Here is a 26,607-nt window from a genome sequence, read left to right as displayed (position 1 = left end):
AATGGATATAGTGAGCCGGAATATATCGGGTTTCGGGCATAAAGCAACGTCGTGCCCCCGGCTGCCCCAGACTAAACGCATTTGAAAAGCTGGCGCCAGCCGACCTTTGCGGGTATGTCCCTACTGATACATTTAGCCAAGGTGCCTGACTTTCGTCAGCCCGGCCGCAATTTTCGTCACCCGCTGCTTTCTGTTCTTGTTATCAGCGTACTAGCCGTCTTGTGCGGGGCTGACGATTTCGAGGATATTGCCGACTTTGGCCAGCAAAAACAGGTTCTGCTGGCCCGCCACCTGGCCCTGCCCCATGGCGCGCCCTCGGCCGATACGTTCCGCCGCATCTTTCAGCATTTGGACGCGGCCGCTTTTAACGCCGCCTTTTTGAGCTGGGTACGCCACTTGCTGCCCGCCCCCGTCGCCGCGCAGGTCTGCGTAGACGGACAGACACTGCGCGGCAGCGGCCCGCAGGCGCTGCACGTGGTGTCAGCCCTGGCCCGTGCAGAGGGCCTGTGTCTGGCTCAGGTGGCGACCAAGGGCAAGGGGCAAGAACTGGCGGCTATTCCCGACGTGCTGGCCCTGCTGGACTTGTCTGGCGGGCCGCTCGTCAGCTTAGATGCGCTGGGCTGCCAGCCCGCCATCGCGGCCCAGATTGTGCAGCAGGGTGGCCACTACCTGCTGGCCCTCAAGCAGAACCAGCCTACGCTGAGTGCCGAAGCGGAGCGGGCACTGGCCGGGGTCCGTCCCCAGGCCGAGGCCACTGGCTGGGCCAGCCACAACACGCCCCTGCGCTGGCAAGTGGCTGTGCAAACCGACCTGCGTTGGGTCAACGAGGACGAGCGCTGGCCCCAGTTGGCCGCCCTGGTGCGGGTGGATACGTGGCGCTACCCGGCGGTTGGTCCGCCCCAGGTCCAGGCCCCGCGCTATTACCTCAGCAGCCAGCCGGGCTTAATGGCTGAACAGGCCCTGGCGGCTGTACGCGGACACTGGGCCGTAGAGAATCAGTTGCATTGGCACTTGGACGTGACGCTGCGCCAGGACGCGCACCGCCTACGCGACGAGCGAGCGGCCGAAAACCTGGCGCTGGTACGTAAAATGGCCTTGAACTTGCTGCGCGCTGATGCCGCCCCCGGCAGTCTGAAAGTCAAGCGCAAGCGCTTAGGCTGGAGTGACACCTATTTAGAGGCCCTCATGGCCCAGATTGCCAAATGCGTTTAGTCTGGGTAAGAACCGGGGCCAGGGGGTGCTTGGGCGTGCCCAGGCCAAGGAGCTCGGGTTCTACTGCGCTCCTGTGGTTGCCCCTGTGGCCGGCGCTCCTATTGCTCCGGGCTCCGGTAGTTGGGCGGGCGGTGCGGGGTGAGCGGGGGATAGTGGATAATCGGGGGGGGGGAAGCGGGTAGCACGTTTTCACTATTTGATGATTATTTCCTTGTAAATATGTGTTATTTAAAGAATTAATATTTATCTATATATTTACTAAACGGAAATCGGTTCCGTATTTCCCCTCACTTTTTCTTCTTTTCCGCCATGAAAACCGCCCGCATTTTCTTCCCTTCCACCTGGGGCCGTGCGCTGGGGCCGCTGCCCCTGCTGCTGCCCCTGCTACTGGCCTCCTGCGACCAGAAAGACGCCAATACGCCCGCCCCGCAGCCGTCGACCACGAACGGACCCGCCGTAGCCATCGGGGCCGGCTCGGCCCACAGCTTCGTAACGGTAGACGCGGCGGGCCAGCCCACCGAAATCGGCTTTGCCGTAACCGAGGCGGCCCTGGCCAGTCTGCCCGCCGCCGGCACCATGTACGACATGGTGCTGCCCGCCGGCAACGCCGCCCTGGCCCAGATGCCCTTCGACCACATCTCCTTCGACTGGAACCCCAACGGCCACGACCCGCTGCCCATCTACGGCGCGCCGCACTTCGATGCCCACTTCTACATGCTGCCGATGAGCGTGCAGCACACCATCAGCCTTGATGACCCCAAGGGCGACATTTTCCCGCCGGCGGCCAAGCTGCCCACCGGCTACGTTACGGCCCCCAACGTGGCCCCCGGCCGCACCGTGCCCATGATGGGTCGCCACTGGATCGATCCAACCAGCCCCGAATACACGCCCGGCACGGCTTTTACCCACACCTTTATTTATGGCTCCTATGATGGCAAAGTCACGTTCATCGAGCCCATGTTCACCAAAGCCCTGCTCGTGGCGGGCCTCAACATGGAACAACCCATCAAGCAGCCCGCAACCTATGAGCTGACGGGCAAGTACTTCCCTACCACCTATACTATCCGCCAGGAAGCGGCGACCAGGGAGTACATCATTTCCCTCAAAGGCATGATGCTGCGCTGAACAGCGGCGGGAATGCCGGTCAAAGCCTTTGGCTACCCCCGTGTGCTGGTACCATGGGCGGCCGTAGCGCCAGCGAGGCGCACGGGCCGCATACCGGGCTTCTTGTTTTCTGCCGGCCCGGCTAATGGCCCGCCGCCAGCAGGGCCGCGTACTGGGCTTCCGTATCCACATCCACCGCGCCGGCCACAAACGACACCGTGGCTACCAGCTCCGGGTGATGTTTGAGCAGGGCGGCAGCCCCGGCCGAATCGGGCAGCTGGCGGAGCAGAGGCAGCACTTGCGCCCCAAACAGCACCGGCACACCCGACACCCCGGCGTAGGCACTGGCTACGATGGGCTGGCCGGTAGCGGCGTGCGTTGCGGCCAGTTGCCCCAGCAGCGCGGGCGTTACGTGGGGCTGGTCGCAGAGCATGATTATGACGGCGGCCGGCGGCCAACACTCGGTAGCCAGTTCGGCCAGGCCGGTTTTAAGCGAGGCCCCCATCCCCTTCTGCCACTGAGCGCAACGCACCACCCGCACCGGCAGGCCCGCCAGCTCCGGCAGCAGCACCGCGTGCTGGGCGCCGGTTACCACCACCACCGGCGCACCCGCAGCAGCGGCCACGGCCGTCTCGGCGGCCCGGCGCAGCAAGGTCTGGCCCTGGTAGGGGAGCAGTTGTTTGGGGCGGCCGAGGCGGGAAGATGCGCCGGCGGCCAGCAGGATGATGGCGGGCATGGGGTGGCGGTTAGTGAATGACGTAGGGGCTTGCCCCCGCCCCTACAACTCGCAAATGGCCCCCACCCGGCCCTCAGGTACCAGGGAGGCGTCGGCGCGCAGAGGCGGGTGGATGGGGTGGGGCGAGTCGCGCAGGAAACCGGCGGGGCGGCCCGTGAGCACGGCCTGGATTTCGGCTACTACCGACAGGGCAATTTCTTCCGGCGTTTCGGCGCCCAGGTTCAGGCCGATGGGGCTGTGAATACGGCCCTGTAACTGCGGGGCGGCATCAGGGAAGTCCCGGGTGAGCTCATCCAGCAGGCGCTCGTACTTTTTGCGCGGCCCCAGCAGCCCAATATAGGTGGTAGTGGGGTCGGGCAGCAGGTGGCGCAATACCGCCAGGTCGTAGTAGTAGTTGTGGGTCATCAGCAGGGCGAAGCTGCCATCGTGGAGCTGCTCTCCTACCTGGGCCAGCGGCAGCACCTGCACCTCGTGGGCCTCCGGGAAGCGCGCCGGGGCGGCCTGGGCTGGACGGCCATCGAGCACCCGCACCCGCCAGCCGAGGCCGGAGGCCAAGCGGACCAACGGCTGCACGTCGTTGCCGGCCCCGTACACGGTCAGGCGCACGGGAGGCCGCAGAATTTCCAGGCTCACCCGCACCGCGCCGCTGCGCACGGGGTAATGACGGGTGGCGGGCTGGCCGGCTGCCAGCGCGGCCCGGGCATCGGCGAGCAGTTGGGCGTACAGGTCGGCGTGGGCGGGCACGGTCGTTTCCACGGTGCCATCGGCCAGCAGCAGCAGCCGCGCCCCGACTGGCACCTGCGCCGCTGGCCCAGCCGTTGCAAATACGGTTACGACCACGGCGGGCGCTTCTACGCCCCCGGCCCAACGGCGCAGCAGCTCTAGCGGGTTGTCGGGGTTGGTGAAATCCAGTGGCTCCAGCAGCACCTGCACAATGCCCTGGCAGCCCAGCGCGGCCCCGAATTGCAGGTCGTCGTCGGGGTCAGTGGAGTCGTAGGTGACCACCGCGGGGCGGCCCTGCTGAATCACGCGCCTGGCCCGCTGGCGGGCGTCGCCCTCCAGGCAGCCCCCGCTGATGGCGCCCGTGAGCCGGCCCTCATCGGTAACCAGCATTCGGGCCCCGGGGCGACGGTAGGCCGAGCCGGCCACGTCCACCACCGAGGCCAGCGCGCAGGCCCGCCCGGCGGCGCGGTGCTCATCGTAGGCGTGCAGAAGGCGTTCGAGTTCAGTCATTTTTTGAACCCCCTCTCCGAAAAAGGAGAGGGGGCTAGGGGGTGAGGCACCACGCCAGGGCGACACCAATTACGCCGGCAGCCGCAACGCCTCCAGCATCTTATCCGGCGTGATGGGCAGGCTGCGCATGCGGCGGCCGGTGGCGTTGAAGATGGCGTTGCCCACGGCGGCGGCCACGCCCACCATGCCCAGCTCGCCGATGCCTTTTACGCCTAAGTAGTTGATATAAGGGTCGGTTTCGGGCACGAACTCCACCTGGATTTCGGGGATATCGGCGTTGACAGGGATGTGGTAGCCGGCCAGGTCGGCGTTGGTGTAGCGGGCGAAGTTGGGGTCGCGGAAGGTGTCCTCCATCAGAGCCGCCCCGATGCCGTAGATGGCCCCACCCTTCATCTGGCTGGTAGCAGTTTTCAGGTTGAGCACCGTGCCCACGCCATGCACGCCCACCCAGCGGGTGATGCGCACCGTGCCCAGGTCGGGGTCAACTTCCACCTCGCAGAAGTGGGCGCCGAACGAGTGCATGGAGTGGCCGCCCGATTTCTTCTCCTTGTTGTCGTTGTTCTGGTCGGCGCCGTTCTGGCCGAAGTTCTTTTCCTCGTAGCCCGCCCCGTACTTGCCGGTGCCGCTGCCCTCAATGTCGGGCTGGCCACTGCGGCCCAGGGCCGCCAGCAGCGTTTCGCCCTTCTTGGGGTCCTTGGCGAGGAACATGCGGCCCAGCTCCACCTTCACGTCGGTGGGCTTGACCTTGTAGAGCGGCGACTTCTTATCGGCCACCGCCATCTTCACCACCTTGTCCCACACGTCTTCGGCAGCGGCCATAATAGACGAGGCCACCGTACCAGCCGCCACCGAGCCACCCGAACCGGGGGCCGTGGGCAGACGGGTATCGCCCAGCTCAAAACGGATTTTCTCGGGCGGCAAGCCCAGCGCGTCGGCCGAAACCTGCGTCATCACGGTGTAGGTGCCGGTGCCCAGGTCGGTGGCCCCGGCTTCTACTACAGCGTGGCCATCGGCAAAGAGGCGCACGCGGGCCGTGCCCTGCGAGCTGTGCACGGGGTAGGTAGCCGAGGCCATGCCGTGGCCCACCAGCAGGTTGCCCCGGCGCGTCTGGCCGGGCTTGGGGTTGCGCTTGTTCCAGCCAAAGAGCTCGGCCCCGCGGGTGTAGCACTGCTTGAGGCTCTTGCTGCTCCAGGGCTTGCCCGAGCTGTGGTCGTGGTCGGCGTAGTTGCGCAGCCGGATTTCGAGCGGGTCGATGTTGAGCTGGTGGGCCAGATCGTCCATCGAGCTTTCCAGCGCAAACGAGCCGGGCGCTTCGCCGGGCGCGCGCATCCACACCGAAGTCATCACGTTGGCCCGGGCCAGTTCATACACCGTCGAGTAGTTGGGGCAGGCATAGAGCATGTCCATGATCTTGCCGTTCGACTCGGTGTAATTGTCCCAAGGCGACGTGGTGGCCTTTTTCGAGTGCACAATGGACACCAGTTTGCCGTCGGCGGTGGCGCCCATTTTTAGGGTCTGCTCCTGGTCTTCGCGGTGGCCGACGCCGGTAAACATCTGGGGCCGGGTAAGCACCAGCTTCACCGGCCGGTTCACGGCCCGCGCCGCCAGCACCGTCAGAATGGTGTGGGGCCAGAATGAGCCCTTGCAGCCGAAACCGCCCCCAATGTACTTGGTTACCACCCGGATCTGCTCGCGGGGCATGCCCAGCAGCTCGGCCAGGTTGCCCTGGTGCATGGTCACGTTCTGGCTGGCTTCGTACACCGTCAGCTTGTCGGCGCCCTCCCACACGGCCAGCGTGGCGGCCGGCTCCATGGGGCTGTGGTGGTTGATGGCGTGCACGTACGTGGCCTCATGGCGGATGGCCGCGCCGTCGAACGCCTGCTGGGGGTTGCCGCGCACCACGTGGCCGTCCTTCTTGCCCTGCTGAATCTTCTGCGGGTCAAACAGCTCGGCCTTGGGGTCGTGGTAGGAGTCGATAGGTGTATCGGCCTGGTAGGTCACCTTGATGAGGGCCGCCGCCTGGGTGGCCGCCTCCAGCGTGGCCGCCACCACCAGCGCCACCGGCTGGCCGGCGTACTGAATCTGGTCGTCCTGCATGGGCAGGTAGCTCTGGGCGGCCCGCCACTTCTCAATCTGCTTGGGCGTTTTGGCCGGCTTGGGCAGGTTTTGGTGGGTGAAGATGTTGAGAATGCCCGGCTCCTTGGCCGCCGCCGTAGTGTCAATATTGGTAATGCGGCCCTTGGCGATGGTGCTGCTTTTGAGCACCCCGTACACCGTGCCGGGCACATTGATTTCGGCCGAGTAGCGGGCCGCGCCGGTTACCTTGGCCGGGCCGTCCACACGGTCCATCGGTTTGCCGACTACGTTGGTATGTAGGGGCGGGGCTTGTCCCCGCCCGCCGTTCGCGCCGCTGCAACGGTTCGGTTCAGTGGTGCACACAGCGGGCGGGGACAAGCCCCGCCCCTACAGCGACGCTACTTCACTCAAAGCCCGCACCAGCGTATTTTGCGCCATTTCTACTTTGAAAGCATTGTGCTCCCGGGGCTTAGCCCCGCGCAATGCCACTTCGGCGGCGGCCCGGAATACGGCTTCGGAAGGCGCTTTGCCCACCAGCATCTTCTCAGCCTCGGAGCAGCGCCAGGGCTGGGTGCCCACGCCACCCAGCGCCACGCGGGCCGACCGGATAAGACCGCCCTGCACCTCCAGGCCCACCGCCGCCGAAGCCAGCGCGTAGGCGTAGGAACTCCGGTCGCGCACCTTCAGGTACTTCGATTTGCGCGCCGCTGCGGTCTGCGGAATGGTCACGGCCACAATCAGCTCGTCGGCCTCCAGCACGGTTTCCTTCTGGGGCGTGGTGCCGGGCAGCAGGTAGAACTTGGTGATGGGCACCTCGCGCTGCTTGCCCTTGGCGTTTTCCAGCGTCAGCACGGCGTCGAGGGCCGTGAGGGCCACCGACAGGTCGCCGGGGTAGCTGGTGGCGATGCAGGCGGAGCTGGTGCCCAGGATGGCCAGGTTACGGTTGTCGCCCTCCAGGGCCGGGCAGCCGGTGCCGGGCTCGCGCTTGTTGCACGGAAACGCCGTGTCGCGGAAGTAGCCGCAACGGGTGCGCTGTAGCACGTTGCCCCCGATGCTGGCCATGTTGCGCAACTGGGCCGAAGCCGCCAGCAGCAGCGACTCCGACACGGCCGGAAAGTTCTGCACCACCAGCGGATGCTCGCCCACCTCGCTCATGCGCTCCAGCGCCCCGATGCGCAGGCCGTTCTTGGTCATTTCGATGCCCCGGAACGGCAGCATATTCACGTCAATCAGCTGGTCGTGGTTTTCCACGTTGAGCTTCATCAGGTCAATCAGCGTGGTGCCGCCGGCAATAAAAGCGGCCGATTTATCGTCGCGCTTGGCCGCCGTGGCTTCCTTGGCCTTGTCGGCCTGGATATAGGAGAAGTTATTCATGGTAGTTGAGGTCTGGAGGAGGCTAAGGTGAAGGGCAGGCGGGTTGGCGGAGGTGGTTTTGACAGGAAAGAACGGTCATGCTGAGCGCAGCGGAGCGCAGTCGAAGCATCTCTACCGCAGCGCTAATCCTGACGTAAGGGTTAGTGTGGCAACGAAGCGGTAGAGATGCTTCGCTGCGCTCTGCATGACGTTCTTCTTTCCCCAACTCTTCCCCTACCCCATTTGCCCTTTAGCCTCCAGAATGGCGGCCGTGATGTTGGGGTAGGCGCTGCAGCGGCACAGGTTGCCGCTCATCCACTCGCGCACCTCGGCTTCGGAGCCGGCATGGCCCTCCTGCACGCAGGCCACGGCCGATAGTATCTGGCCGGGGGTGCAGTAGCCGCACTGGAACCCGTCGTGCTTGAGGAAGGCGGCTTGCATGGGGTGCAGCTCATCACCTTTGGCCAGGCCCTCGATGGTCGTAATTTCCTTGCCCTGGGTCATGATGGCCAGCGTGAGGCAGCTGTTCACGCGGCGGCCATCCACGAGCACGGTGCAGGCGCCGCACTGGCCATGGTCGCAGCCCTTCTTGGAGCCCGTCAGGTCGAGGTACTCGCGCAGGGCGTCGAGCAGCGTGACGCGGGGTTCGGCCCGGATGGCGCGCACGGTGCCGTTTACCTTTAGGCTAATGGTGGACACGCCTTCTACCTTCTTAGAAAGGGCTGTCAGGCGCTCGGCCTGGCTGAGGAAGGGCGGGGCCAGGGCCAGCCCCAGAAAGCCGCCGGCCTGTTTCATGAAGGTACGGCGCGAGCCGTCGGGGTTGAGCGGGGCTGCGGGAGTAGATTGATCGGACATTACAAAAGGAAATTCGTGGTAGCGCAATAGCGTGAACGGGGCAAATGCTACCTGATTAACTGGCCGCCAACCACCTGGTTTAGCGCGACAGCCTACAAAATCCGGGCATCTTCTCAGCTGCAAGCTTGCTCCCGGTACCGGCTTTACCGGCAGAGCAAGGCTTAATGCTTTTGCTGTCAGACCTTCCGAATCAGCACTACCCCATTCGTGGGCGGGTTTCGGAACGCGCACGCTGCCCTGTGCCTACGCAGAAGCACTCCGCTGCGTTACGGCCAAGCTGGCTGGTTATCCGCAGGGGTGCTGTTCGTTCTGGTCGTTCCACTGATCCGCCGTAACTGCTTGTCCGGATTCTGAAGGGGAAGCTGTAGGCAGTAGCCCTGCCTGAACCGGTCCGGGTTTACTAGCGCTTGAAAGCGCTGTACTCCCTCCGTTGCTCATATCTACACCTATTTCAGCAACCAGCCGGCCGCATTCCGTGACCGGCTGGTGGCTGATTCAGTAGGGCATGTGTTGCGCATGCTGTTCCTTTGCACTGGCTTTCCGCACCCTCTCATCTCCCTCCATGCACCTGCACAACCCCTACACCGACCTGCCCGCCGCTAACTCCCTGCCCACGCTGGCCCCGGCCGATGCGCCGGGTACGCCGGCTCAACGGGCGTTTGCCGAGGCTGTGGCGCGAGTGGAAGGGCAGCGGCAGCGGCTACGGGAGCTGAAAGCGGAGCAGGCCGAGGCCCGCCGCCGCTACTGGCAGCAGGTAGGGCCGGCAGCGGCCACGGTGGTACAGGCCCGGCAGGCGTTGTTTGCCCCGTTGGAAGAAGCGTTGCTGCTGGGCTTTTTCAGCCGCCTCGAAGAGCAGCAGCTGACGGCTTTGCTGCTGGGCAACGCCCGGGCCTTGCAGGACCGGTTTGGGGAAGACGCGGCCGAGATGCTGCGCAAATACGCCCCGCGCCGCCGCACCGACGACGAGAAAGAGGACGACGAGAAGGCAGCGGCCCCGGCCGGCGCCCCGCACGAGCAGGCAGCCGAAGCGGCCCGCAACCGCCGCAAAACCAAGCAGCAGCGGGCCGAGGAAGCCGCCGCCCAGGCCATCCGGGTCCAGGAGCAGGCGTTGCTGGCCAACACCAAAACCCTCTACCGCCAGCTGGCCCGCGCCCATCATCCCGACTTGAGCCGTGACGAAGCCACCCACCCCCAGCGCACCGAGCTCATGCAGCGCATCACGGAGGCCTACGAAACCAACGACCTCTACACCATGCTCCAGTTGCTGGCCGAAACCACCGCCACCTCCCCCACCGACGACACCCTGCTCGCCCGCTACACCGAGGCCTTGAGCCAGCAGCAAACCGAGCTCAAGCAGCAATTGCAGGCGCTGCAGTACGGCGAAAACGGTTTCAGCGGCAGCACCGGCAAGAAGCGGGAGCAGGAAATCCGCCAGATAAAGCGCCACCTCAAGGCCGAGGCCGAGTATCTGGCCCAGGTGCTGCGCCTGGTGCAGGAGCCCGCCGGCCTGCGCCAGCTGCTGCGCGAACTGGCCGCCGAGGGCCACGGAACGGTGTAAAAAAACGTGGTGCCCCAACAAAAAATCGGGGCACCACGCCGGCTGATTCAGCCGGCTACTTCTTCACTTCCCGGCCCTCAGCATCGAAAAGCAGGTCCACATTTTTGCCGCCCTGTACAATTTCGGCTTCGTAGGTAACCGCGCCCGTGCCGGCAGCCACAATTTTGGCGGCTTCCTTTATTTTGACGCCTTTGTATTGGCGGGCCAGCGTGGCCCGCACGGCGGCGGGCAGCTGGTCTACTTTGATTTCCGTTTCGGTTTCAACCAGCTTCCCGCTGGGGTCCAGCAGAACCGATAATTCCTGCTTACCCTGCTCGAACCCAGCTTCGTACTGGTCGGCTTCTTTTTCCCACTTCACCTCTTTGGCCTGGGGAAATTGCCGGTTGAAGCTAGCCATAACGACCGCCGGCACTTGGGCGGCCTTCATTTTCTGGGCAGAAGCGGAAGCCGACAGCAGCAGTCCGGCGGCGAGTAATCCAAGGAGGTGTTTCATGGGGAGAGATTTTAGGAAAATGATTACCCAAACCTACCCCCTGATTCTGTTGGTTTTCTGGTGGATGGCCGGCGTTCGATTGGTTTTTGATCAGAGCACGGTGTCATGCGGAGCGCAGCCGGTGGCGAAGCCGAACCATGACATGCCGATTTACCCGTTCATTCCACTCACCCCGCTTATCCCGGCAACTGGCAACTAGCAACTGGCAACCAACTAAAACGCCACTCGCAGCGTGTGGCAGGAGTTGGTGGGGGAGAAATCGTAGCTGACCGCAAAGCCATAGTAGCGGCCGATTTGCTGCACGATGGACAAGCCCAACCCCGGCGAGGCGGAGGCAGCTTCGTGCTTTTGGAACCGCTCGAAAAACCGGGCCGGGTCGCCGCTGATGGCCGGGCCGGTGTTGCTGATGACCAAGGCTAGGGAAGTGAGGTGCACGGCTATCGTGCCCCCGCGCACGCTGTGCTTGACGGCGTTCTGGAGCAGGTTATGCACCAGCGAATCGGCCAGGCCGGGGTGCAGGTGCAGGGCGGCGGGTTCGGCGGCCAGGTCCAGGGTGAGGGTTAGGTTGCGGGCGTCGAGCAGGGGCTGGAGCTGTTGGGCTTTCTCGCGGAGCAGCCGGGCCAGGTGGAGTGGGGCGGTTTCGGCGAACTGCCGGTTCTCGATTTTACTTAGCAACGTAAGGGCCTGGTGCAGGCGTGAGAGGCGCAGGGTGGCTTGGTAGAGGTCGGTGGCGAGGGTGGCCAGGGCGGGGTTTTCCAACTCCGGCAGTTGCAGCATCTGCTCCAGCTTGGCCTGCATGATGGCCAGCGGGGTCTGAGTTTCGTGAGCGGCGTTGGCGGTGAACTCGCGCATAGCTTCGTAGTCGGCCACCAGGCGCTGACTCAGGCGGGTCAGCTCATCGTTGAGTTCAGCGAATTCATCGGTGCTCACGGGCGGAAACATGAGCACCCGGTTTTCCTGCACGCCGTAGTGGCGCAACGTGTGCAACGTATGGCGAAACGGGGCCCAGAGGCGGCGCGTGAGCCAGCGGTTGAGACCTACCACGCCCAGCAGCAGCAGCCCGAGCACCGCCAGGAGCACCGAGAGCACCACGCCCAGCACATCGTCAGTTTCCACCAACGATTTGCGCAGCGTTACCCAGCGGGGCTGGCCCTGCACCGGCAGCCGAAACGTGAGCTGGCGGAAGGGCACCATTTCCTGCTCTTCGGCGTCGAGCAGCAGCGTATCGCGGTAGCCGAGCGGGCGCGGCACGGGGCTCACGCTCAGCTGGTATTCGAAGGGCGTTTCAGGCAGGGGCCGCCCGGCGGCGGCCCGGCGCTCCAGGTGCAGGCGGGCATTACTGAGTTGCTCCTCCACCTCGCTGCGCAAAGCCGCGTACAGGCCGTAGTACAGCGCCACCCCTGCCAGTGCAAACAGCACGGTGGTCAGCAGCAGGTAGTAGCGGTTGGTTTTGGCGAGGAGCTTCATTCTTTAAGCTGATGGCTGTGTTAGCTGTTAGCTGTTAGCTGTTAGCTGTTAGCTGTTAGCTGTTAGCTGAATGAACGGAAGCTGTCAGCTAATAGCTCTCCGCTAACAGCTCAAAAGCTCAGTCCGTGCTCAGCTTGTAGCCCACGCCGTACATGGTGCGAATGTAGTTGTCGGCGCCTTTTTCCTGGAGCTTTTTGCGCAGGTTTTTCAGGTGGGTATAGATGAAGTCGAACGAGTCGGCGGAGTCCACGGCGTCGCCGCAGAGGTGCTCGGCAATGGCTTCCTTGGTGAGCACGCGGTTGGGGTTGGCCAGCAGAAACAGCAGCAAGTCGTACTCCTTGCGGGTGAGCGTGAGGGGCTGCTCGCGCACGAAAACCTCGGCCTGCTCGGGCCACACCAGCAGGTCGCGGAAGGCAATGTGGTGGCTGCCCTGAAACTGCCGCCGCCGGATGATGGCCCGCAGCCGCGAATTCAATTCAGCTAAATGAAAAGGCTTGGTCAGGTAGTCGTCGGCTCCCAAATCGAGGCCAGCGAGGCGGTCGTCGAGGGCAGCGCGGGCCGAGATGATGAGCACGCCAGCCCGGGAGCCATCGGCCTTGAGGGCGCGCAGGATATCGAGGCCGTTGCCGTCGGGCAGGGTCAGGTCGAGCACCACGCAGTCGTACTCGTAGAGCTTTACTTTTTCCAGGGCCTGCTCGTAGCTGCCGGCCACTTCGCACACGTAGCCGCTCTGGCGCAGGTATTCCATGAGGGTGGTGCGCAGGGCAGGTTCGTCTTCAACCAGAAGCAATTTCATAGGGCAGGCAGCAGCCAGTTTGCAACGCGCAGACCGGCTCCGAAGGAACAGTGCAAATCTGAAGGAAATTTGGGGAAGTGGAATGGTGAAGGGCGAAAAAGCCCCCAGCACGTCATGCTCAGCAGCGCGGAGAATGACGTGCTGTACCAATAATCAGGCGGTGTGCAGCCGGGGCCGGCGCAGTTGAATAGTGGTGTACACCACCAGCCCGACCAGCACGGCGAACAGGATGAGCGAGGAGCCCACGGTGCCGAAGCCGAGGCCGTTTTTACTGGTGTCCTTGGTGAGCAAATCGCCCACCGTGGCCCCGAACGGGCGGGTGAGCACGAAGGCCACCCAGAACAGCAACACCGCCGAAACACGGGTGAAATAGTGGGCCAGCACCACCACGGCCAGCAGCGAGCCAATCAGCAGCGCGCCGCCCGCGAAACCCAGGCCCGAATCGTCGGCCAGGTAGTCGCCGAGGGCGGTGCCGAGGGTGTTGGAGAACAGGATGGCCGTCCAGTAAAACAGCTCGGCCCGGCGCGACTGCACATCGGTCACCGACAATGACTTTTCGCTCAGCCACCACGCGCCCAGAATCACGGCCAGAATAGTGACCAGAATGAGCGCCCCGGTGGCGTAGCCCAGCCCCAGGGTGCGGTCCATGTAGTCCGACATGGTGGTGCCGGCCGTGCTGGTGGCCAGAATAACGGCCCAGTAGAGGGCCGGGATGTAGCGCCGGGCCGCCAGTTGGCCCACTAGCGTAACGAGGAAGATGCCGAGCAGAATAATGGAGCTGACCGCGTAACCGACGTTCAGGGTCTGGGCCAGCAGGTCGCCGGCCGTTTCGCCGAGCGTGGTGGCGCAGATTTTCATGATCCAAAACAGCAGGGTAATTTCGGGCAGCTTCTTCATACGGAGCAAGACAAGAGAAAAATCTCCCGAACCTAGAACCCGGGTCTGAAGCAAATCTGTCGGACGTCTGGCGGGGCCGTCGGTTTCGGTTGTTTGGACGGCCCGTGCGTAGAAACCAGCCACTTATCCGCCCGCATTATGCCCGGCCGGCCGGCTCAGATTTGCTTCAGAATTGTCATCCACCTTTACAGAATCCAACTAACCCTGCCCTTGCGTTCTGTATTGCTCGATTTCTGCCTGGTTGGCCGATGGCCGCTGCTGAGTTGGCTGCTGCCCATGCTGCTGCTGCTGGCCCCTGCGGTAGTAGCGCAGCCGACTACCCCGGCCACGCCCAATAGCTTGGAGGAATTTCTGGAGGCAGCCCGCCAGAACAGCCCGTTGCTGCGCGATTTACGCGGGCAGGTACTTCAGAACCGCGTAGACAGTCTGCGCCGGGCGGCCCAGAACCGGCCTTATGTGGCCGGCAATGCGGTGGCGGTAGCCGCGCCCATCGCTCGTAATTTTGGCTATGATGAGGCCGTGAGCAACGGCGGCAACTACGGCACGGTGGCCAGCGTGAGCAAGCCGCTGCTCAACGGCAATGTGCTGCGCAACGACTACCGCATCCTCGAAAACCAGGGCTTGGCGCTGCGCAATAGCGGCCGCCTATCGACCCTGGATCTGCGCCGCAGCGTAACCGACCAGTTCCTGACGGCCTACGCCGCCGAGCAGTTACTGGCTTTCAGCGGCGAGATTCTCACCCAGCTCAACCAGCAAGACGTATTGCTGCGCCAGCTCGTGAATGCCGGGCTCTACAAGCAAACCCAATATCTGTCGTACTATCTCTCGGTGCGCAGCCAGGAAGTGACGGTGCAGCAAAACCGCCTCACCTACCGTCGCGAGTTGGGCACGCTGCGTTACCTCTGCGGCGTGGCCGATACGGTGCTGCGGCCCATCGAAGCGCCCGCGCCCCCCACCCACCATGCCCTGGCTGGCCTCACCTCCATCACCCAGCGCCAGTACACCCTCGATAGCCTGAATCTTCGCCTACAACGCCAAGCCATCGACCTGGGCTACCGCCCCCGCCTCCAGGCCGTGGCCGATATTGGCTTGCAATCGGCTTCGCTGATTTCCATTCAGCGGCGGTTCGGCATCAGTGGCGGTCTGCAGGTGTCGGTACCCATTTTCGATGGCCACCAGCGCCAGCTGGGCTACTCGCGGCTGGAAGTGGCCGAGCTGACTCGGCGCGGCTACCGCTCCTTCCTCACGGTTCAGCGTCAGCAGCTCTACGACCAGCTGCAAGGTCAGCTCCGAGCCACCACCCAGCTGCTAGCCAGTCTGCGCGAGCAGCTGCGCATTGCCAACGCCCTCGTGGACGCCAGCCGCCAGCAGCTGGCCACCGGCGACCTCAGCATCCTCGACTACATCCAGCTCATCACCAGCACCCGCAACTTCCAGTTCAGCCTCACCCAAGCCGAAACCGACCGGCTCCGGGTGTTGTACCAACTCGATTATCTGAGCGAATAGCCTACCCCACCCCCGGCCCCTCCCCTCCGGGAGAGGGGTGCGTTCAACGATGACTCACGTCTGGCACCCCTCTCCCGGAGGGGAGGGGCCGGGGGTGGGGTACCACAGCCGAACGACATCAACCATGACCAAGCACCTCCTTTACATATCCCTGCCGCTCCTACTGCTCGCCAGCTGCAACCCGGCCGCGCCCGCCGACGAGGCCGCCGTCGAAGCGGCCGTGACACCCCGGGCCGTGGTGACGGTAGGGCGGGTGCAGACCGATACCGTGTCCGATGTGCTGGAGCTGCGGGCCGTGTCGGCGTACCCGGCCAAGGACGTGTTGCGGGCCACCACCACGGGCTATGTGCTGGCCCCGGCACCCGTGCCGGGCCAGGTGGTGCGGGCGGGCCAGACGGTGTTCACGCTCCAGACCAAAGAGGCCCGCACCCTGCGCCTCGATAAAATTACCGGCGACCCGCGGCTGCGCTTCAGCGGCATCATCCGCATTCCGAGCCCCCGGGGCGGGGTGTTGGCTACGGTAGACAAGCTGGCCGGCGACTACGTGCAGGACGGCGAGCAGCTGGCCATGGTGTATGACCAGACGCGCTTCGGCTTCGTGCTTGATGTGCCCGTGACGCAGTTGCGCTACGTGCGCACCGGCCAAAGCTGCCGCATTCGGCTACCCGACGGCCGGGTGCTGCCCGGCCGGGTGGCCGAACTGCTGCCCGCCGCCGACCTCGCCGCCCAGGTCCAGCGCTACACCGTGCGTACCGTCGGCCCCGCGCCCCAGCTGCCCGAAAACGTAACCGTGACCGTGGAGCTCGATAAAACCGCGCCCTACCTGGCCACCACCCTGCCCCGCTCGGCCGTGCTCACCGACGAAACCCAGACCAGCTTCTGGATCATGCGCCTGCTCAACGACTCTACCGCCATCAAAGTCCCGGTGCAGCCTGGCCAGGAGCAGCAGCAGGGCCGCATCGAAATCAAAAGCCCCCACTTTTCGCCCCAGGACCGAATTCTGGTAACGGGGAATTATGGGCTCGACGACACGGCGGCGGTGAAGGTGGGGCCCTAATGTACGCCTCATCCCCCGGCCCCCTCTCCGAAAAAGGAGAGGGGGAGCCAGACGACTAAGTTCTTGATTGATGTCTATCAGTCATCAATTTTTTACCAGACGAAAACGAACCGTCCGAATCGTTCGGCTCCCCCTCTCCCCGAGGAAAGGGGGCCGGGGGTGAGGTGCACCGACTGAACTCCATGTTCCAAACCTACAAGGCCCCGATTGCGGTGGTGCTGGCCCTGGTGCTGGCCCTGGGCACGCTGGCCTACCGGCGCATCAACGTGGCGCTGTTTCCCGAGGTCACGTTTCCGAAGGTGAAAGTCATTGCCGACAACGGCCTGCAGCCCGTCGACCGCATGATGGTGACCGTGACCAAGCCGCTGGAAAACGCCATGAAGCAGGTGCCCGGCCTCAAGCTGCTGCGCTCGACCACCAGCCGGGGCTCCGGCGAGATTTCGGCGTTTCTGGACTGGGGCGTAGACGTGGTGCGCAGCCAGCAGACCATTGAGTCGCGGCTCAACCAGATTCGGGCCGACCTGCCGGCGGGCACCCAAATCACGGTGGAGCGCATGAATCCGGCGATTCTGCCGGTGATGGGCTACACCTTGGAAGCGCCCGGCCGCTCGGCCCTGGAACTGCGGCGGCTGGCGCTGTACACCATCAAGCCGTTTTTGTCGCAGGTTGATGGGGTGTCGGCGGTGCAGGTGCAGGGCGGGCGCACCAAGGAGTTTCAGGTGGAGTTGCAGGCCGATGCGCTGGCCGCCCTGGGCCTCACGCCCACCGACGTAAGCACGATGCTCGGCCAAACCAATTTCGTGCAGAGCAACGGCTACCTGGCCGACTACCGCCGCCTCTACCTCACGGTTACCGACGCCACCATCGGCAGCAAGCAGGACCTCGAAAACGTGGTGCTCCGCAACGACGGCCGCCGCATCGTGCGCCTGGCCGACGTGGCCACTGTGCAGCTGGGCGAGCAGGTGGAATACACCCGCGTGAATGCCAACGGCCACAGCGCCGTGCTGATTGCGGTGCTCCGCCAGCCCGATGCCAACGTGGTGCTGGTGTCGGAGGGCGTGACGGCCAAAGTGGCCGCCCTCCAGGCCGGGCTGCCCAAGGGCATCACCCTCAAGCCGTACTACGACCAGGCCGATTTTGTGGGCGAAGTGGTGCGCTCGGTCCAGGATTCGCTCTGGATCGGGCTGGCCCTGGCCCTGGTGGTCACGGCCCTGTTTCTGCGCTCCTGGCGGGCCTCGCTCACCATTTTGCTCACCATTCCGCTGGCCCTGGCCCTCACGCTGGCCGTGCTCTACTTCGGCCTCGATTACTCGTTCAACATCATGACCCTGGGTGCCCTGGCCGCCGCCATCGGCCTCATGATTGATGACGCCGTGGTGATGGTCGAGCAACTGCACCGCGTGGGCGAAGACCACCCCGACTACACGCCCGGCCAGGTCGTGAACCGCTCGGTCCAGCACCTGCTGCCGGCCCTGGTGGGCTCCTCGCTCAGCACCATTGTTATTTTCCTGCCCTTCGCGCTGCTCGGTGGCGTGGCCGGGGCCTACTTCAAGGTGCTGGCCACCACGATGGTCGTGGCCCTGATCTGCTCGTTTTTCGTGGCCTGGCTGGGGTTGCCGGTGCTGTATCTGCTGCTTTCTGGAAGAGCTGTTAGCTCAAAGCTGCTAGCTGTTAGCGACGTTCAAGAACAGGCTGCTGGCACTATTAACAAGAACGAAGCTGATAGCTATCAGCTAACGGCTAACAGCTCTCCTCAACAAGCTAACAGCTCCAAGAAATGGGTCCGCGCCGTCATCCGCCACCCTGCCTACTCGGTGGTCGGGGTGCTGGCCTTGATGGGGGTGCTCTGGTTCGTGGTGCCGCGGTTGGCTACGGGGTTTCTGCCGGAGATGGACGAGGGCGCCATTGTGCTCGACTACAACTCGCCGCCCGGCACCAGCGTGGAGCAGACCGACCAGATGCTGAGTCAGGCCGAGAAGCTCATCGTGCAGGTGCCCGAGGTGGCCAGCTACTCGCGGCGCACGGGCACCCAGATGGGCTTTTTCATCACCGAGCCCAACCGCGGCGACTACCTCATCCGCCTCAAAACCGACCGCCAGCGCACCACCGAGGAAGTCATCGACGACATCCGCCAGCGCATCGAGGCCACCCAGCCGGCTCTCACCATCGACTTCGGGCAGGTGATTGGCGACATGCTGGGCGACTTGATGAGCACCGTGCAGCCCATCGAAATCAAGGTTTTCGGACCCGAAACCGGCACCCGCTACCAGCTGGCCGAGCAGGTGGCCGGCATCGTGGAGGGCACCAGCGGCACGGCCGACGTGTTCGACGGCATTGTGCGCATGGGTCCGGCCATCGACGTGCGGCCCGACCCGCGCCGCCTGGCCCAGTTCGGCCTCACAGCCCTCGATTTTCAGAGCCAGCTCCAGACCCAGCTCGAAGGCGTGGTGGCCGGCAACGTGCTCGAAGGCGAGCAGCTGCTCAACATCCGGCTGCGCTACCCCGGCGCCCAAACCGCCAGCCTCGACCAGGTACGCCAGCAGCCCATTTTCCTGCCCGGCGGCCAGCGCCGCCGCCTCGATGAGCTGGCCACCGTGCGCGTAACGGCCGGCGACGCGGAGCTGGAGCGCGAGAACCTGCAGGCCATGACCGCCGTGACGGCCCGCCTCAACGGCCGCGACCTGGGCACGGCCATGCGCGAAATTCGCCAGAAACTGGAGCGCGACCTGCCGCTGCCGCCCGGCTACTTCATCCAGTACGGCGGGTCCTACGCCGAGCAGCAGCAGTCGTTTCAGGAGTTGCTCACGATTCTGCTCACGGCCTGCTTGCTGGTGTTTGCGGTGGGGTTATTTCTGTTCCAGGATCTGAAGGCGGCCGGCCTGATTCTGCTGGTGGCCGTGCTGGGGCCGGCGGGCGGGGCGCTGGCCCTCTACTTCACCGGCACGCCCCTGAACGTGGGCTCCTACACCGGCCTGATTATGGTGGTCGGCATCATCGGGGAAAACGCCATTTTCACCTTCCAGCAGTTCAACGAAGCCCGTCAGGATGCCCCCGTAGAACAGGCCATCGGCTACGCCATTGCCGCCCGCCTGCGCCCCAAGCTGATGACGGCTTTGGCCGCCATTGCCGCCCTGCTGCCGCTGGCCCTGGGCATCGGGGCCGGGGCGCAGCTGCACCAGCCGCTGGCCATTGCTGTTATCGGGGGCCTGCTGCTGGCCCTGCCTCTGCTGCTGCTGGTGCTGCCGAGTTTGTTGCGGCTGGCCTACCGGAACGTGGCTCAGGCGTAATTTCCCGCAGAGGAGCGCAGAGGAGGAACGCAGAGGTTCGCGGAGGTCGTTCTCTGCGTGCCTCTGCGTTTTTCCTCCGCGGACCTCCGCGGGAAACGACGTAAAAAACCATCTACCCCTTACGTCCGTTGGAATCTGACTATCCTCTTCGCTGTATGCAAACTGAAACCGATGTGCTCGACGTACTCATTGTCGGGGCCGGCCTCTCCGGCATCGGGGCGGCCCACGTGCTCCAGCGGCGCTGCCCGGGCAAATCCTACCTGATTCTGGAGGCCCGCGCGGCCATCGGGGGCACCTGGGACCTGTTCCGCTACCCCGGTGTGCGCTCCGATTCCGACATGCACACGCTGGGTTATTCCTTCAAGCCCTGGACCAACCCCAAAGCCATTGCCGACGGCCCCGCCATCCTCGACTACATCCGTGAAACAGCCCACGAGGGCGGTATCACGCAACACATTCGCTTCGGTCATAAGGTAGTTAGCGCCGCCTGGAGCAGCCAGGAGGCCTGCTGGACCGTGGAAGCCGAGCAGGCCGACGGCGGGCTTGGCGTTACGCTGAAGGCGCGGTTTCTGTACGCGTGCAGCGGCTACTATAATTACGAGGAAGCCCACCGGCCCACCTTCGCCGGCGAGGCCGATTTCCAGGGCCGCATCGTGCAGCCCCAGTTCTGGCCCGAGGGCCTGAACTACGACAACCAGCGGGTGGTGGTGCTGGGCAGCGGGGCCACGGCCGTGACGCTGGTGCCGGCCCTGGCCAAAGCTGCCGCCCACGTCACCATGCTGCAACGCTCCCCCTCGTTCATCGTCTCGCAGCCTTCCGCCGACAAAATTGCCAACTGGCTGCACCGCCACCTGCCCAACAGTCTGGCCCACCGGCTCACGCGCTGGAAAAACGTGCTCGTGCAAATCGGCCTCTACACGCTGGCCCGCCGCCGTCCGGCCCAGGCCAAGCGGCAGCTCGTGGGCCTGGCTAAGCGCCAGCTCGGTCCCGATTACGACGTGAATACCCACTTCACGCCCCGCTACAACCCCTGGGACCAGCGCGTGTGCCTGGTGCCCGACGGCGACCTGTTCCGGGCCCTGCGCAAGGGCCAGGCCGAGGTAGTGACGGACGAAATCGACCACTTCACGCCCACCGGCCTGCGCCTCAAATCGGGCCGCGAGCTACCCGCCGACCTCGTGGTACTGGCCACGGGCCTGAAAATCAAAATCCTGGGCGGCATCACGCTCACCATCGATGGCCAGCCGCGCCACCCTGCTGATACCATCAGCTACCGGGGCATGATGCTCAGCGACGTACCCAACCTGATCATGGCCTTCGGCTACACCAACGCCTCCTGGACGCTGAAAGTAGACCTCACGGCCAACTACTTCTGCCGCCTGCTGCGCTACATGGACCGCCGCCACCTGGCCATTGCCGTGCCTCACGGCGGCGACAACCTGCACCCCCAGCCCCTGCTCGACTTCACCTCCGGCTACGTGCAGCGGGCCACCGCTGAGCTGCCCAAGCAGGGCTCGCGCCGCCCCTGGTTCGTGCACCAGAACTACCTCAAGGACCTGCTCAACATCCGCTACACCCGCATCAACGACGGCACCCTGCAATTGGGCCCCGCCGGCGTAATGCCGGGGGCTCCGCAGCCGGCAGGACGTGAACTGGCCACGTCGGCCAGCTGACGTTGACCCCACCCCCGGCCCACCTCGCTCGATGCGCGACATCCTCCGGGAGAGGGGTGCGTTCAGTAACACCTCAAACTCGCGTCTGGCACCCCTCTCCCGGAGGATGTCGCGCATCGAGCGAGGTGGGCCGGGGGTGGGGCCAACGTTAGAACATCTATAAACCAACTTCATGAACCTACTCAAAAACACTGCTTACTCTCTGCTGGCCCTGAGCAGCGCCATTGTGGCCGGATTAGTCCTGTTTACCCACCGCACGGCCCGGAAGGTGCGGGCTGCACTGCCGCCCAGCGGCTCGTTCGTGGACTTGCCTCACGGCCGTCTGCATGTGCGCGAGCAAGGCGCGGGGCCGGTGCTGCTGCTGGTGCACGGGCTGGGTGGCCAGATGGGGCAGTTCAACTACGCCGTGGCTGAGCGGCTGGCGGAAGATTTTCGGGTCGTCGTCGTTGATCGGCCGGGGTCGGGGTACTCCGCGGCGCTGGCCAGCTCCGATCTGGCTAGTCAGGCCGATGCGCTGGCCGAGCTGATTACCCGCCTGGAGCTGGGCCGGCCACTGGTGGTGGGGCACTCTTTGGGCGGGGCCGTGGTGCTGGCGCTGGCCCTCAACCACCCAAAACTAGTGTCTGGCTTAGCCCTGATTTCCCCCCTCGCGGCGCTGCCCGAAACGGTGCCTGCCATTTTTCAGCGGCTGCTGATTCCCTCGCGCTGGAAGCGCCAGCTCGTGGCCTGGACAGTAGCTACCCCGCTTTCCATACGCCGCAGCCCCCAGGTGATGCAGGCCCTGTTCCGCCCCGAAACCCCACCCCGCGACTACGCTACCAGGGGCGGCGGCATGCTCAGCCTCCAGCCGGCCCAGTTCCTGGCCACCATTGCCGATCTGGAATTCCTGCCCAGCTACCTGCCTACGCTCACCGCCCGTTTCCCCGACCTGCGTCTGCCCGTCCGGGTGCTCTACGGCCGCCACGATGCCGTGCTCGACTGGCAGCTTAATGGCCAGGCGTTAACCGAAAATATTCCTGGCGCTACTCTGCGGCTGATTGAAGGCGGCCACATGCTGCCCATCACCCAGCCCGAACTAGTAGCCCGCTTCATTCGCGAAACAGCGCTGGCTGAGAGTGAAGCGGTGAAATAGGGAGTGAATTACTCCCCGTTTCACCCCCAGATCAGTACCAGGGTACCGATGATGATCAGGCCGGCCCCGATACCGGTGTGCAGGGTCAGTTTTTCGCCCAGAAACAACACCGACAATCCGATGGCCAGCGCCACGCTGAGCTTATCGACGGGCGCCACCTGCGAGACTTTGCCCAGCTGCAAAGCCCGGAAGTAGAACACCCACGACAGCCCCGTGGCCACGCCCGAGAGCACCAGAAACAGCCAGTTGGTGCGCGTCAGGGCGTGAATTCCTTCCAGCCCGCCCCGGAAATACACAATGCCCCAGGCCAGCACCAGCACCACAGCCGTGCGCACCGCCGTGGCCAGGTTGGAGTCGACTCCTTTGATACCGATTTTGGCCAGCACGGCCGTCAGGGCCGCGAACAGGGCCGAGAGTAACGCGTATATCCACCACATGCGTTGGTTGGGAAGTGAGCAAGTTTATAAGTTAGCCCGTGACGCCAGGTGGCGCTGATGCTGTTGTTGAACGCCGGGTCCCGGTTCGCTCACTTCTCAACGTAATAACTTTTTAACGGAAAGGCTCCCCTCCCGCCACCAGATGCGGATCTGGGCCAGATCGGGGGAGAAGAATACGTGCAGCGAGGCCACCCAGCCCACCGAGCAAAACCAGCCGGCCAGCACATCGGACGGGTAATGCACGCCCAGGTAATTACGCGAAACGCCCACGCCCAGCGCGAACAGCGTGCCCAGCACCACCACCGGCCAGCGCCAGGGCGTGCGCCACATCAGAAAAGCCAGGGCCGCCGCCAGCGCCGCCGTGCCCATGGCGTGCCCGCTCGGGAAGCTGTAGAATTTGGCCGGCGCAATAGACTCCCAGAGCGCCGGCCGGGCCCGCCCGAACAGCAGCTTGGCCCCCACGTTGAGCACCATTGCCCCACTCACCGAAAGCCCGAAAAACACCGCCGCCGTGCGCTTTTCTCGCTTCCACAGCAGCAGCAGCCCAATGCCCACCCCTGCCACTGCCATTACGGTAGGGCCGCCGGCCGTTGTCAGGGCCAGGGCCAGCTGGTCGAGGCCAGGACTCTGGTGGGCGTGGAGCCACTCCAGAATCGGCTGGTCGCCGATGAAGCCGCCGCTTTCCCAGATATCCTCGGCCACGTTCACGAAAATCAGCCACGGCAGGCCAATGCCCAGCAGCAGCACGGCCACCAGATGCCCGTGCCCGCGCAGGGCCTTGCGGAGGTCGGTATAGAGCGTGATGAGCATCTTTATCACGGCGGTGGGAAAGCGGAAAACGATTATTTCAGCGGGTGCCAGGCAAAACCAACCCCGGCCCCACCACCAGGGCCCGGCAGCCAGGTGGGCATGAAGCTCATGCCCTCGGGCAGGCGGGGCTTACGGCCCCAGCGGTTGCGGTGCGTAAGGTAGCCCAAGTGGGCCGACAGAATGCCAAAACCCGCGCCCGCCACTACGTCGCTCTGCCAGTGCTTGGTATTGATCATGCGCAGGGCCGCCACGCTGGTGGCGATGGTGTAGGCTCCAATGCCGTACCACTGGCTTTTGTCGCGGAACTCGGTGTGCACGATACTGGCCGCCAGGAACGCCTGGGCGGTGTGGCCCGACGGAAATGAGAGGTTATCCGAGCCATCGGGCCGGGTTTCGCGGGTCAGATTCTTCACGGCAAATACCGTGGCCAGCATAATGGCTTCCGATTTGGCAATAACCAGCAACGTATTCACCCGGTCATCGCGCGACTCGATGCCGGCCAACGCCACCAGCCCTAGTTCGGCATACGGGGCCAGAATCAGCACATTATCCAGCTTGCTCCGGTAAGTCGGGAAGAGCTTATGGATGTCGCGGTTGGCCTGCTCGTTGGTGTAAAAGCCGCCCCCGTTGAAGGTATAGGCCCCATACCCAATGAGCACCGCCGGCACGATGCTGGCCCGCACCAGCTTGCCCTGGTACCAGGGCTTTTTAAGTACCGTCGGGATGCCCCCCACATTTTCGAATTTGTGCGTGGTGTCGGCGGGCATGATTTCCGCCGACGGTACCACCTGGGCCAGGGCGGAGGAAAGCGAGGCGCTGCCTAGGGCAAGCACCAGGGCCAGACGAGCGAAAAAAGGCTTACTCAAGGGAACGGGGCGGTTGAGGGGACGGAGAGCATCAGGCACTGCCGGGCCGGTACCGGCGCGGCAACGAAAGGGGGGAAAGGTACCCGGCAATTCTGTGGACAATCTGAAACAGACGGCACTTGCGGAGCCTCCGGGCTCGGCGGCCCGGTTGGGCGGAAGCGGGCCGTCGCTATTCGGCCAGAAAGGCTACTATCCGAGCCAGTACAGCCGGGTCGCGCATGATCTGGTTGTGGCCCAGGCCGGAGGTAGCCCGGAAGTCGAGACCGGGCCAGCTGGCGGCAATTTCCCGGGCCTCTTCGAACGGAATACTGGCGTCCTGGTCATCGTGGAGCAGCAGGGCCTGGTCGGCCGGGAAGCGGTGGCCGGCGCGGGTGAGGTTGAAGCTTTCGGCATCGCGGCCGTGCTGCTCCCGGATATAGCGGTTCATGCGGGCCTCCACGGCGGGCGGCAGCTGCAGCATATCGGCGAAGCGGCGGGCTACGGCCACCGTACTGCCCGGCACGGCCAGCAGCACCAGCCGGGGAAGTTGCCCGCCCGCCCCCTCATTAAAGCGCACCGGCACGCCCACCGTGGCCGCCCCGCCCAACGAGTGGGCCACCACCCCGTACACGTCGCCCAGCGCATCGGCTACCGCCTGCACGGCCCGGGCGTAGGCGGGCAGCGTCAGGCGGTGGCCGTACGAAGCGCCGTGGGCCGGTCCATCGAGCGCCACCACCCGGAGCCCGGCGGCGGCCAGCTCCCGGGCCAGCACGCCCCAGAAACTGGCCCGGTGCTCCCAGCCGTGCACCAGCAGCACCGTGCGGGTGCCGGCAGCATTCCACTCGTAAGCCGCCACGTTGCCGGCCGGCATGGGCACAAAAAACTGCCGGGCTTCTGCCAGGGCCGGGGCTTCCCAGTGCTTTTCGGGCAGGCGGCGGGGCGTAGTGAACAGCCGCCAGGCCGACCCGAAAGCCCAGTCGGTGGATACGGCCGCCATCAGCCGGAGCTTGAGGCGCAGCAGGTTCAGGCCGGGTGGAACAGGAGCCGTTACAGGCGATGGGGCGAGGGTGCGGGTAGTCGTCATGCGCCCCAAATATCCGGCATTACGCCCCAACTCCCGCGTCAGAAGAGGGGAAATGCGCCGGCGCCGACTACTAAAGTGGCTATGTTGAGCATTTCGGCTGCCAGTTCGCTGGTAGCAGGGCCGGCGACGGCCAAGTGTATTATTTCTTCTTCACTGAACTTAAGCGGGTATCTGTCATTAGTAAAAGCCAAAACAAACTGTTATAAGCACCATATCAGCGTAACAGAAACGTTGTTGCTGTATTTCTTACGAAAATTTTCAAAATCCGATTCAGAACCAGGGCAAACGCATGAACAAATCGTCGAATACATTTGCCGCGTTTGAAGGCCCTTCAGGAAGGAGCGAGCCTAAGAATGGATTGCGCAAAAGTGCCCTCACTCATCAGAAACGCCAGGGCTTCCTGTTCATGCGTTTGCCCTGATTCAGAACGGCTTGCCGTACGTAGCGGCCCGTCTCGCTTCGGCTTTCCTTCTGCCTTCTGCGCCAGCTTGCCCATGTTGCTCATGCTTCACAATATTCAGGCTCAGTACGCCTCGGATTCTTTCCTGCTCCGCTTTCAGTGGTATCGGCCGGTTCCGGGCCTGGCACGTTTCCAGATCAGTATGAATGCTGTGGCCCAGCTGGTCGAACAGCACACCGTGGCCTCGGTACTGATTGATTTGCACGGGTTGCCCAGCCTGGGGCTGGACGAGCAGTTCTGACTGGCCGCCAACTGGCTGGGGCGCGTATCGGTGCCCGCTATCCGGCAGCTGGCCCTGGTATTGCCGGCCGGCAGTCATTACAACTACATGGTGGTGGAAAGCCTGCTGCGGGCCGGTCAGCACTTTATTCAGTACGATGTTCAGTTTTTCAACGAGTCCGCCGGGGCCCTCGACTGGCTGCTGCACCACGACGCGCCGGTGCAGGCCGGGCTGGAGCGGGAGTGGGCTGCTACTCCTATTCCGCTCCCCAATTACCGCTCCCGCTAGGCCCGGGACACCTACCGCGGCCCCCGCC

Annotated in this window: 23 protein-coding genes; 10 read left to right on the top strand and 13 right to left on the bottom strand. The window is 64.4% G+C overall.

Going from position 1 to position 26,607, the window contains the following annotated elements:
- Positions 1-114 precede the first annotated feature (114 nt).
- Positions 115-1,212: an ISAs1 family transposase gene (locus tag D0T11_RS17065; protein WP_119657016.1), complete on the top strand. Its 1,098-nt coding sequence runs from the start codon at positions 115-117 to the stop codon at positions 1,210-1,212.
- Between the two features lie 309 nt (positions 1,213-1,521).
- On the top strand, positions 1,522-2,337 hold the full coding sequence (locus D0T11_RS17060) for a DUF5602 domain-containing protein (protein WP_119657015.1): 816 nt from the start codon (positions 1,522-1,524) through the stop codon (positions 2,335-2,337).
- 121 nt (positions 2,338-2,458) lie between these two features.
- Here the strand turns inward: D0T11_RS17060 and D0T11_RS17055 are convergent, their stop codons facing one another.
- From D0T11_RS17055 to D0T11_RS17035, 5 genes are all read right to left on the bottom strand, one after another.
- Positions 2,459-3,052 (bottom strand): nucleotidyltransferase family protein, encoded by a 594-nt coding sequence (locus D0T11_RS17055; RefSeq protein ID WP_119657014.1) that lies wholly within the window; start codon positions 3,050-3,052, stop codon positions 2,459-2,461.
- A gap of 42 nt (positions 3,053-3,094) precedes the next feature.
- Positions 3,095-4,285, bottom strand: a complete 1,191-nt coding sequence (locus D0T11_RS17050) for an XdhC family protein (protein ID WP_119657013.1) — start codon at positions 4,283-4,285, stop codon at positions 3,095-3,097.
- 69 nt (positions 4,286-4,354) lie between these two features.
- Positions 4,355-6,634, bottom strand: a complete 2,280-nt coding sequence (locus D0T11_RS17045) for a xanthine dehydrogenase family protein molybdopterin-binding subunit (RefSeq protein WP_119657012.1) — start codon at positions 6,632-6,634, stop codon at positions 4,355-4,357.
- A 114-nt stretch (positions 6,635-6,748) separates the two neighbouring features.
- Positions 6,749-7,735 (bottom strand): FAD binding domain-containing protein, encoded by a 987-nt coding sequence (locus D0T11_RS17040; RefSeq protein ID WP_119657011.1) that lies wholly within the window; start codon positions 7,733-7,735, stop codon positions 6,749-6,751.
- A gap of 213 nt (positions 7,736-7,948) precedes the next feature.
- Positions 7,949-8,569, bottom strand: a complete 621-nt coding sequence (locus D0T11_RS17035) for a (2Fe-2S)-binding protein (protein WP_119657046.1) — start codon at positions 8,567-8,569, stop codon at positions 7,949-7,951.
- A 562-nt stretch (positions 8,570-9,131) separates the two neighbouring features.
- Here D0T11_RS17035 and D0T11_RS17030 point away from each other — a divergent pair.
- Positions 9,132-10,127: a J domain-containing protein gene (locus D0T11_RS17030; RefSeq protein WP_119657010.1), complete on the top strand. Its 996-nt coding sequence runs from the start codon at positions 9,132-9,134 to the stop codon at positions 10,125-10,127.
- 55 nt (positions 10,128-10,182) lie between these two features.
- On the opposite strand, the gene D0T11_RS17025 is transcribed toward D0T11_RS17030, so the two are convergent.
- The 4 genes from D0T11_RS17025 to D0T11_RS17005 form a co-directional block, all read right to left on the bottom strand.
- The gene (locus D0T11_RS17025; protein ID WP_119657009.1) at positions 10,183-10,620 is read right to left on the bottom strand and encodes a PepSY-like domain-containing protein; all 438 of its coding nucleotides are present in this window, start codon (positions 10,618-10,620) and stop codon (positions 10,183-10,185) included.
- 213 nt (positions 10,621-10,833) lie between these two features.
- Positions 10,834-12,087: a sensor histidine kinase gene (locus D0T11_RS17015; RefSeq protein WP_119657007.1), complete on the bottom strand. Its 1,254-nt coding sequence runs from the start codon at positions 12,085-12,087 to the stop codon at positions 10,834-10,836.
- A 118-nt stretch (positions 12,088-12,205) separates the two neighbouring features.
- Positions 12,206-12,883 (bottom strand): response regulator transcription factor, encoded by a 678-nt coding sequence (locus tag D0T11_RS17010; protein WP_119657006.1) that lies wholly within the window; start codon positions 12,881-12,883, stop codon positions 12,206-12,208.
- Positions 12,884-13,036: 153 nt separating this feature from the next.
- Positions 13,037-13,780, bottom strand: a complete 744-nt coding sequence (locus tag D0T11_RS17005; protein WP_119657005.1) for a COG4705 family protein — start codon at positions 13,778-13,780, stop codon at positions 13,037-13,039.
- Positions 13,781-13,990: 210 nt separating this feature from the next.
- Here D0T11_RS17005 and D0T11_RS17000 point away from each other — a divergent pair, with 210 nt between their 5' ends.
- From D0T11_RS17000 to D0T11_RS16980, 5 genes are all read left to right on the top strand, one after another.
- Positions 13,991-15,286 (top strand): TolC family protein, encoded by a 1,296-nt coding sequence (locus D0T11_RS17000; protein WP_182888465.1) that lies wholly within the window; start codon positions 13,991-13,993, stop codon positions 15,284-15,286.
- Positions 15,287-15,410: 124 nt separating this feature from the next.
- The gene (locus tag D0T11_RS16995; RefSeq protein ID WP_119657003.1) at positions 15,411-16,343 is read left to right on the top strand and encodes an efflux RND transporter periplasmic adaptor subunit; all 933 of its coding nucleotides are present in this window, start codon (positions 15,411-15,413) and stop codon (positions 16,341-16,343) included.
- A 182-nt stretch (positions 16,344-16,525) separates the two neighbouring features.
- Positions 16,526-19,630 (top strand): efflux RND transporter permease subunit, encoded by a 3,105-nt coding sequence (locus D0T11_RS16990; protein WP_119657002.1) that lies wholly within the window; start codon positions 16,526-16,528, stop codon positions 19,628-19,630.
- 155 nt (positions 19,631-19,785) lie between these two features.
- Positions 19,786-21,303, top strand: coding sequence for a flavin-containing monooxygenase (locus tag D0T11_RS16985; protein WP_119657001.1), 1,518 nt, complete (start codon positions 19,786-19,788; stop codon positions 21,301-21,303).
- 172 nt (positions 21,304-21,475) lie between these two features.
- On the top strand, positions 21,476-22,435 hold the full coding sequence (locus D0T11_RS16980) for an alpha/beta fold hydrolase (protein WP_119657000.1): 960 nt from the start codon (positions 21,476-21,478) through the stop codon (positions 22,433-22,435).
- Between the two features lie 20 nt (positions 22,436-22,455).
- Here the strand turns inward: D0T11_RS16980 and D0T11_RS16975 are convergent, their stop codons facing one another.
- The 4 genes from D0T11_RS16975 to D0T11_RS16960 all read right to left on the bottom strand — a co-directional run bounded on the left by D0T11_RS16975 (position 22,456) and on the right by D0T11_RS16960 (position 25,611).
- Entirely contained in the window at positions 22,456-22,872 is a 417-nt protein-coding gene (locus tag D0T11_RS16975) for an EamA family transporter (RefSeq protein ID WP_119656999.1), read from the bottom strand.
- A gap of 96 nt (positions 22,873-22,968) precedes the next feature.
- A complete protein-coding gene (locus D0T11_RS16970; protein WP_119656998.1) occupies positions 22,969-23,682 on the bottom strand; it encodes a phosphatase PAP2 family protein in 714 nt (237 codons plus the stop codon).
- Positions 23,683-23,714: 32 nt separating this feature from the next.
- Positions 23,715-24,548 (bottom strand): phosphatase PAP2 family protein, encoded by an 834-nt coding sequence (locus tag D0T11_RS16965; RefSeq protein WP_220473745.1) that lies wholly within the window; start codon positions 24,546-24,548, stop codon positions 23,715-23,717.
- Positions 24,549-24,717: 169 nt separating this feature from the next.
- Positions 24,718-25,611 (bottom strand): alpha/beta fold hydrolase, encoded by an 894-nt coding sequence (locus D0T11_RS16960; RefSeq protein ID WP_119656997.1) that lies wholly within the window; start codon positions 25,609-25,611, stop codon positions 24,718-24,720.
- 503 nt (positions 25,612-26,114) lie between these two features.
- Between D0T11_RS16960 and D0T11_RS16955 the strand changes: the two genes are divergently transcribed.
- Both D0T11_RS16955 and D0T11_RS16950 read left to right on the top strand, forming a co-directional pair.
- Positions 26,115-26,312, top strand: a complete 198-nt coding sequence (locus D0T11_RS16955) for a hypothetical protein (protein ID WP_147374700.1) — start codon at positions 26,115-26,117, stop codon at positions 26,310-26,312.
- Positions 26,313-26,342: 30 nt separating this feature from the next.
- A complete protein-coding gene (locus D0T11_RS16950) occupies positions 26,343-26,579 on the top strand; it encodes a hypothetical protein (protein WP_119656995.1) in 237 nt (78 codons plus the stop codon).
- Positions 26,580-26,607: the final 28 nt, after the last annotated feature.

The organism is Hymenobacter rubripertinctus (assembly GCF_003583925.1).
GTDB lineage: Bacteria > Bacteroidota > Bacteroidia > Cytophagales > Hymenobacteraceae > Hymenobacter > Hymenobacter rubripertinctus.
This window is presented reverse-complemented; position numbering and strand designations above follow the sequence as displayed.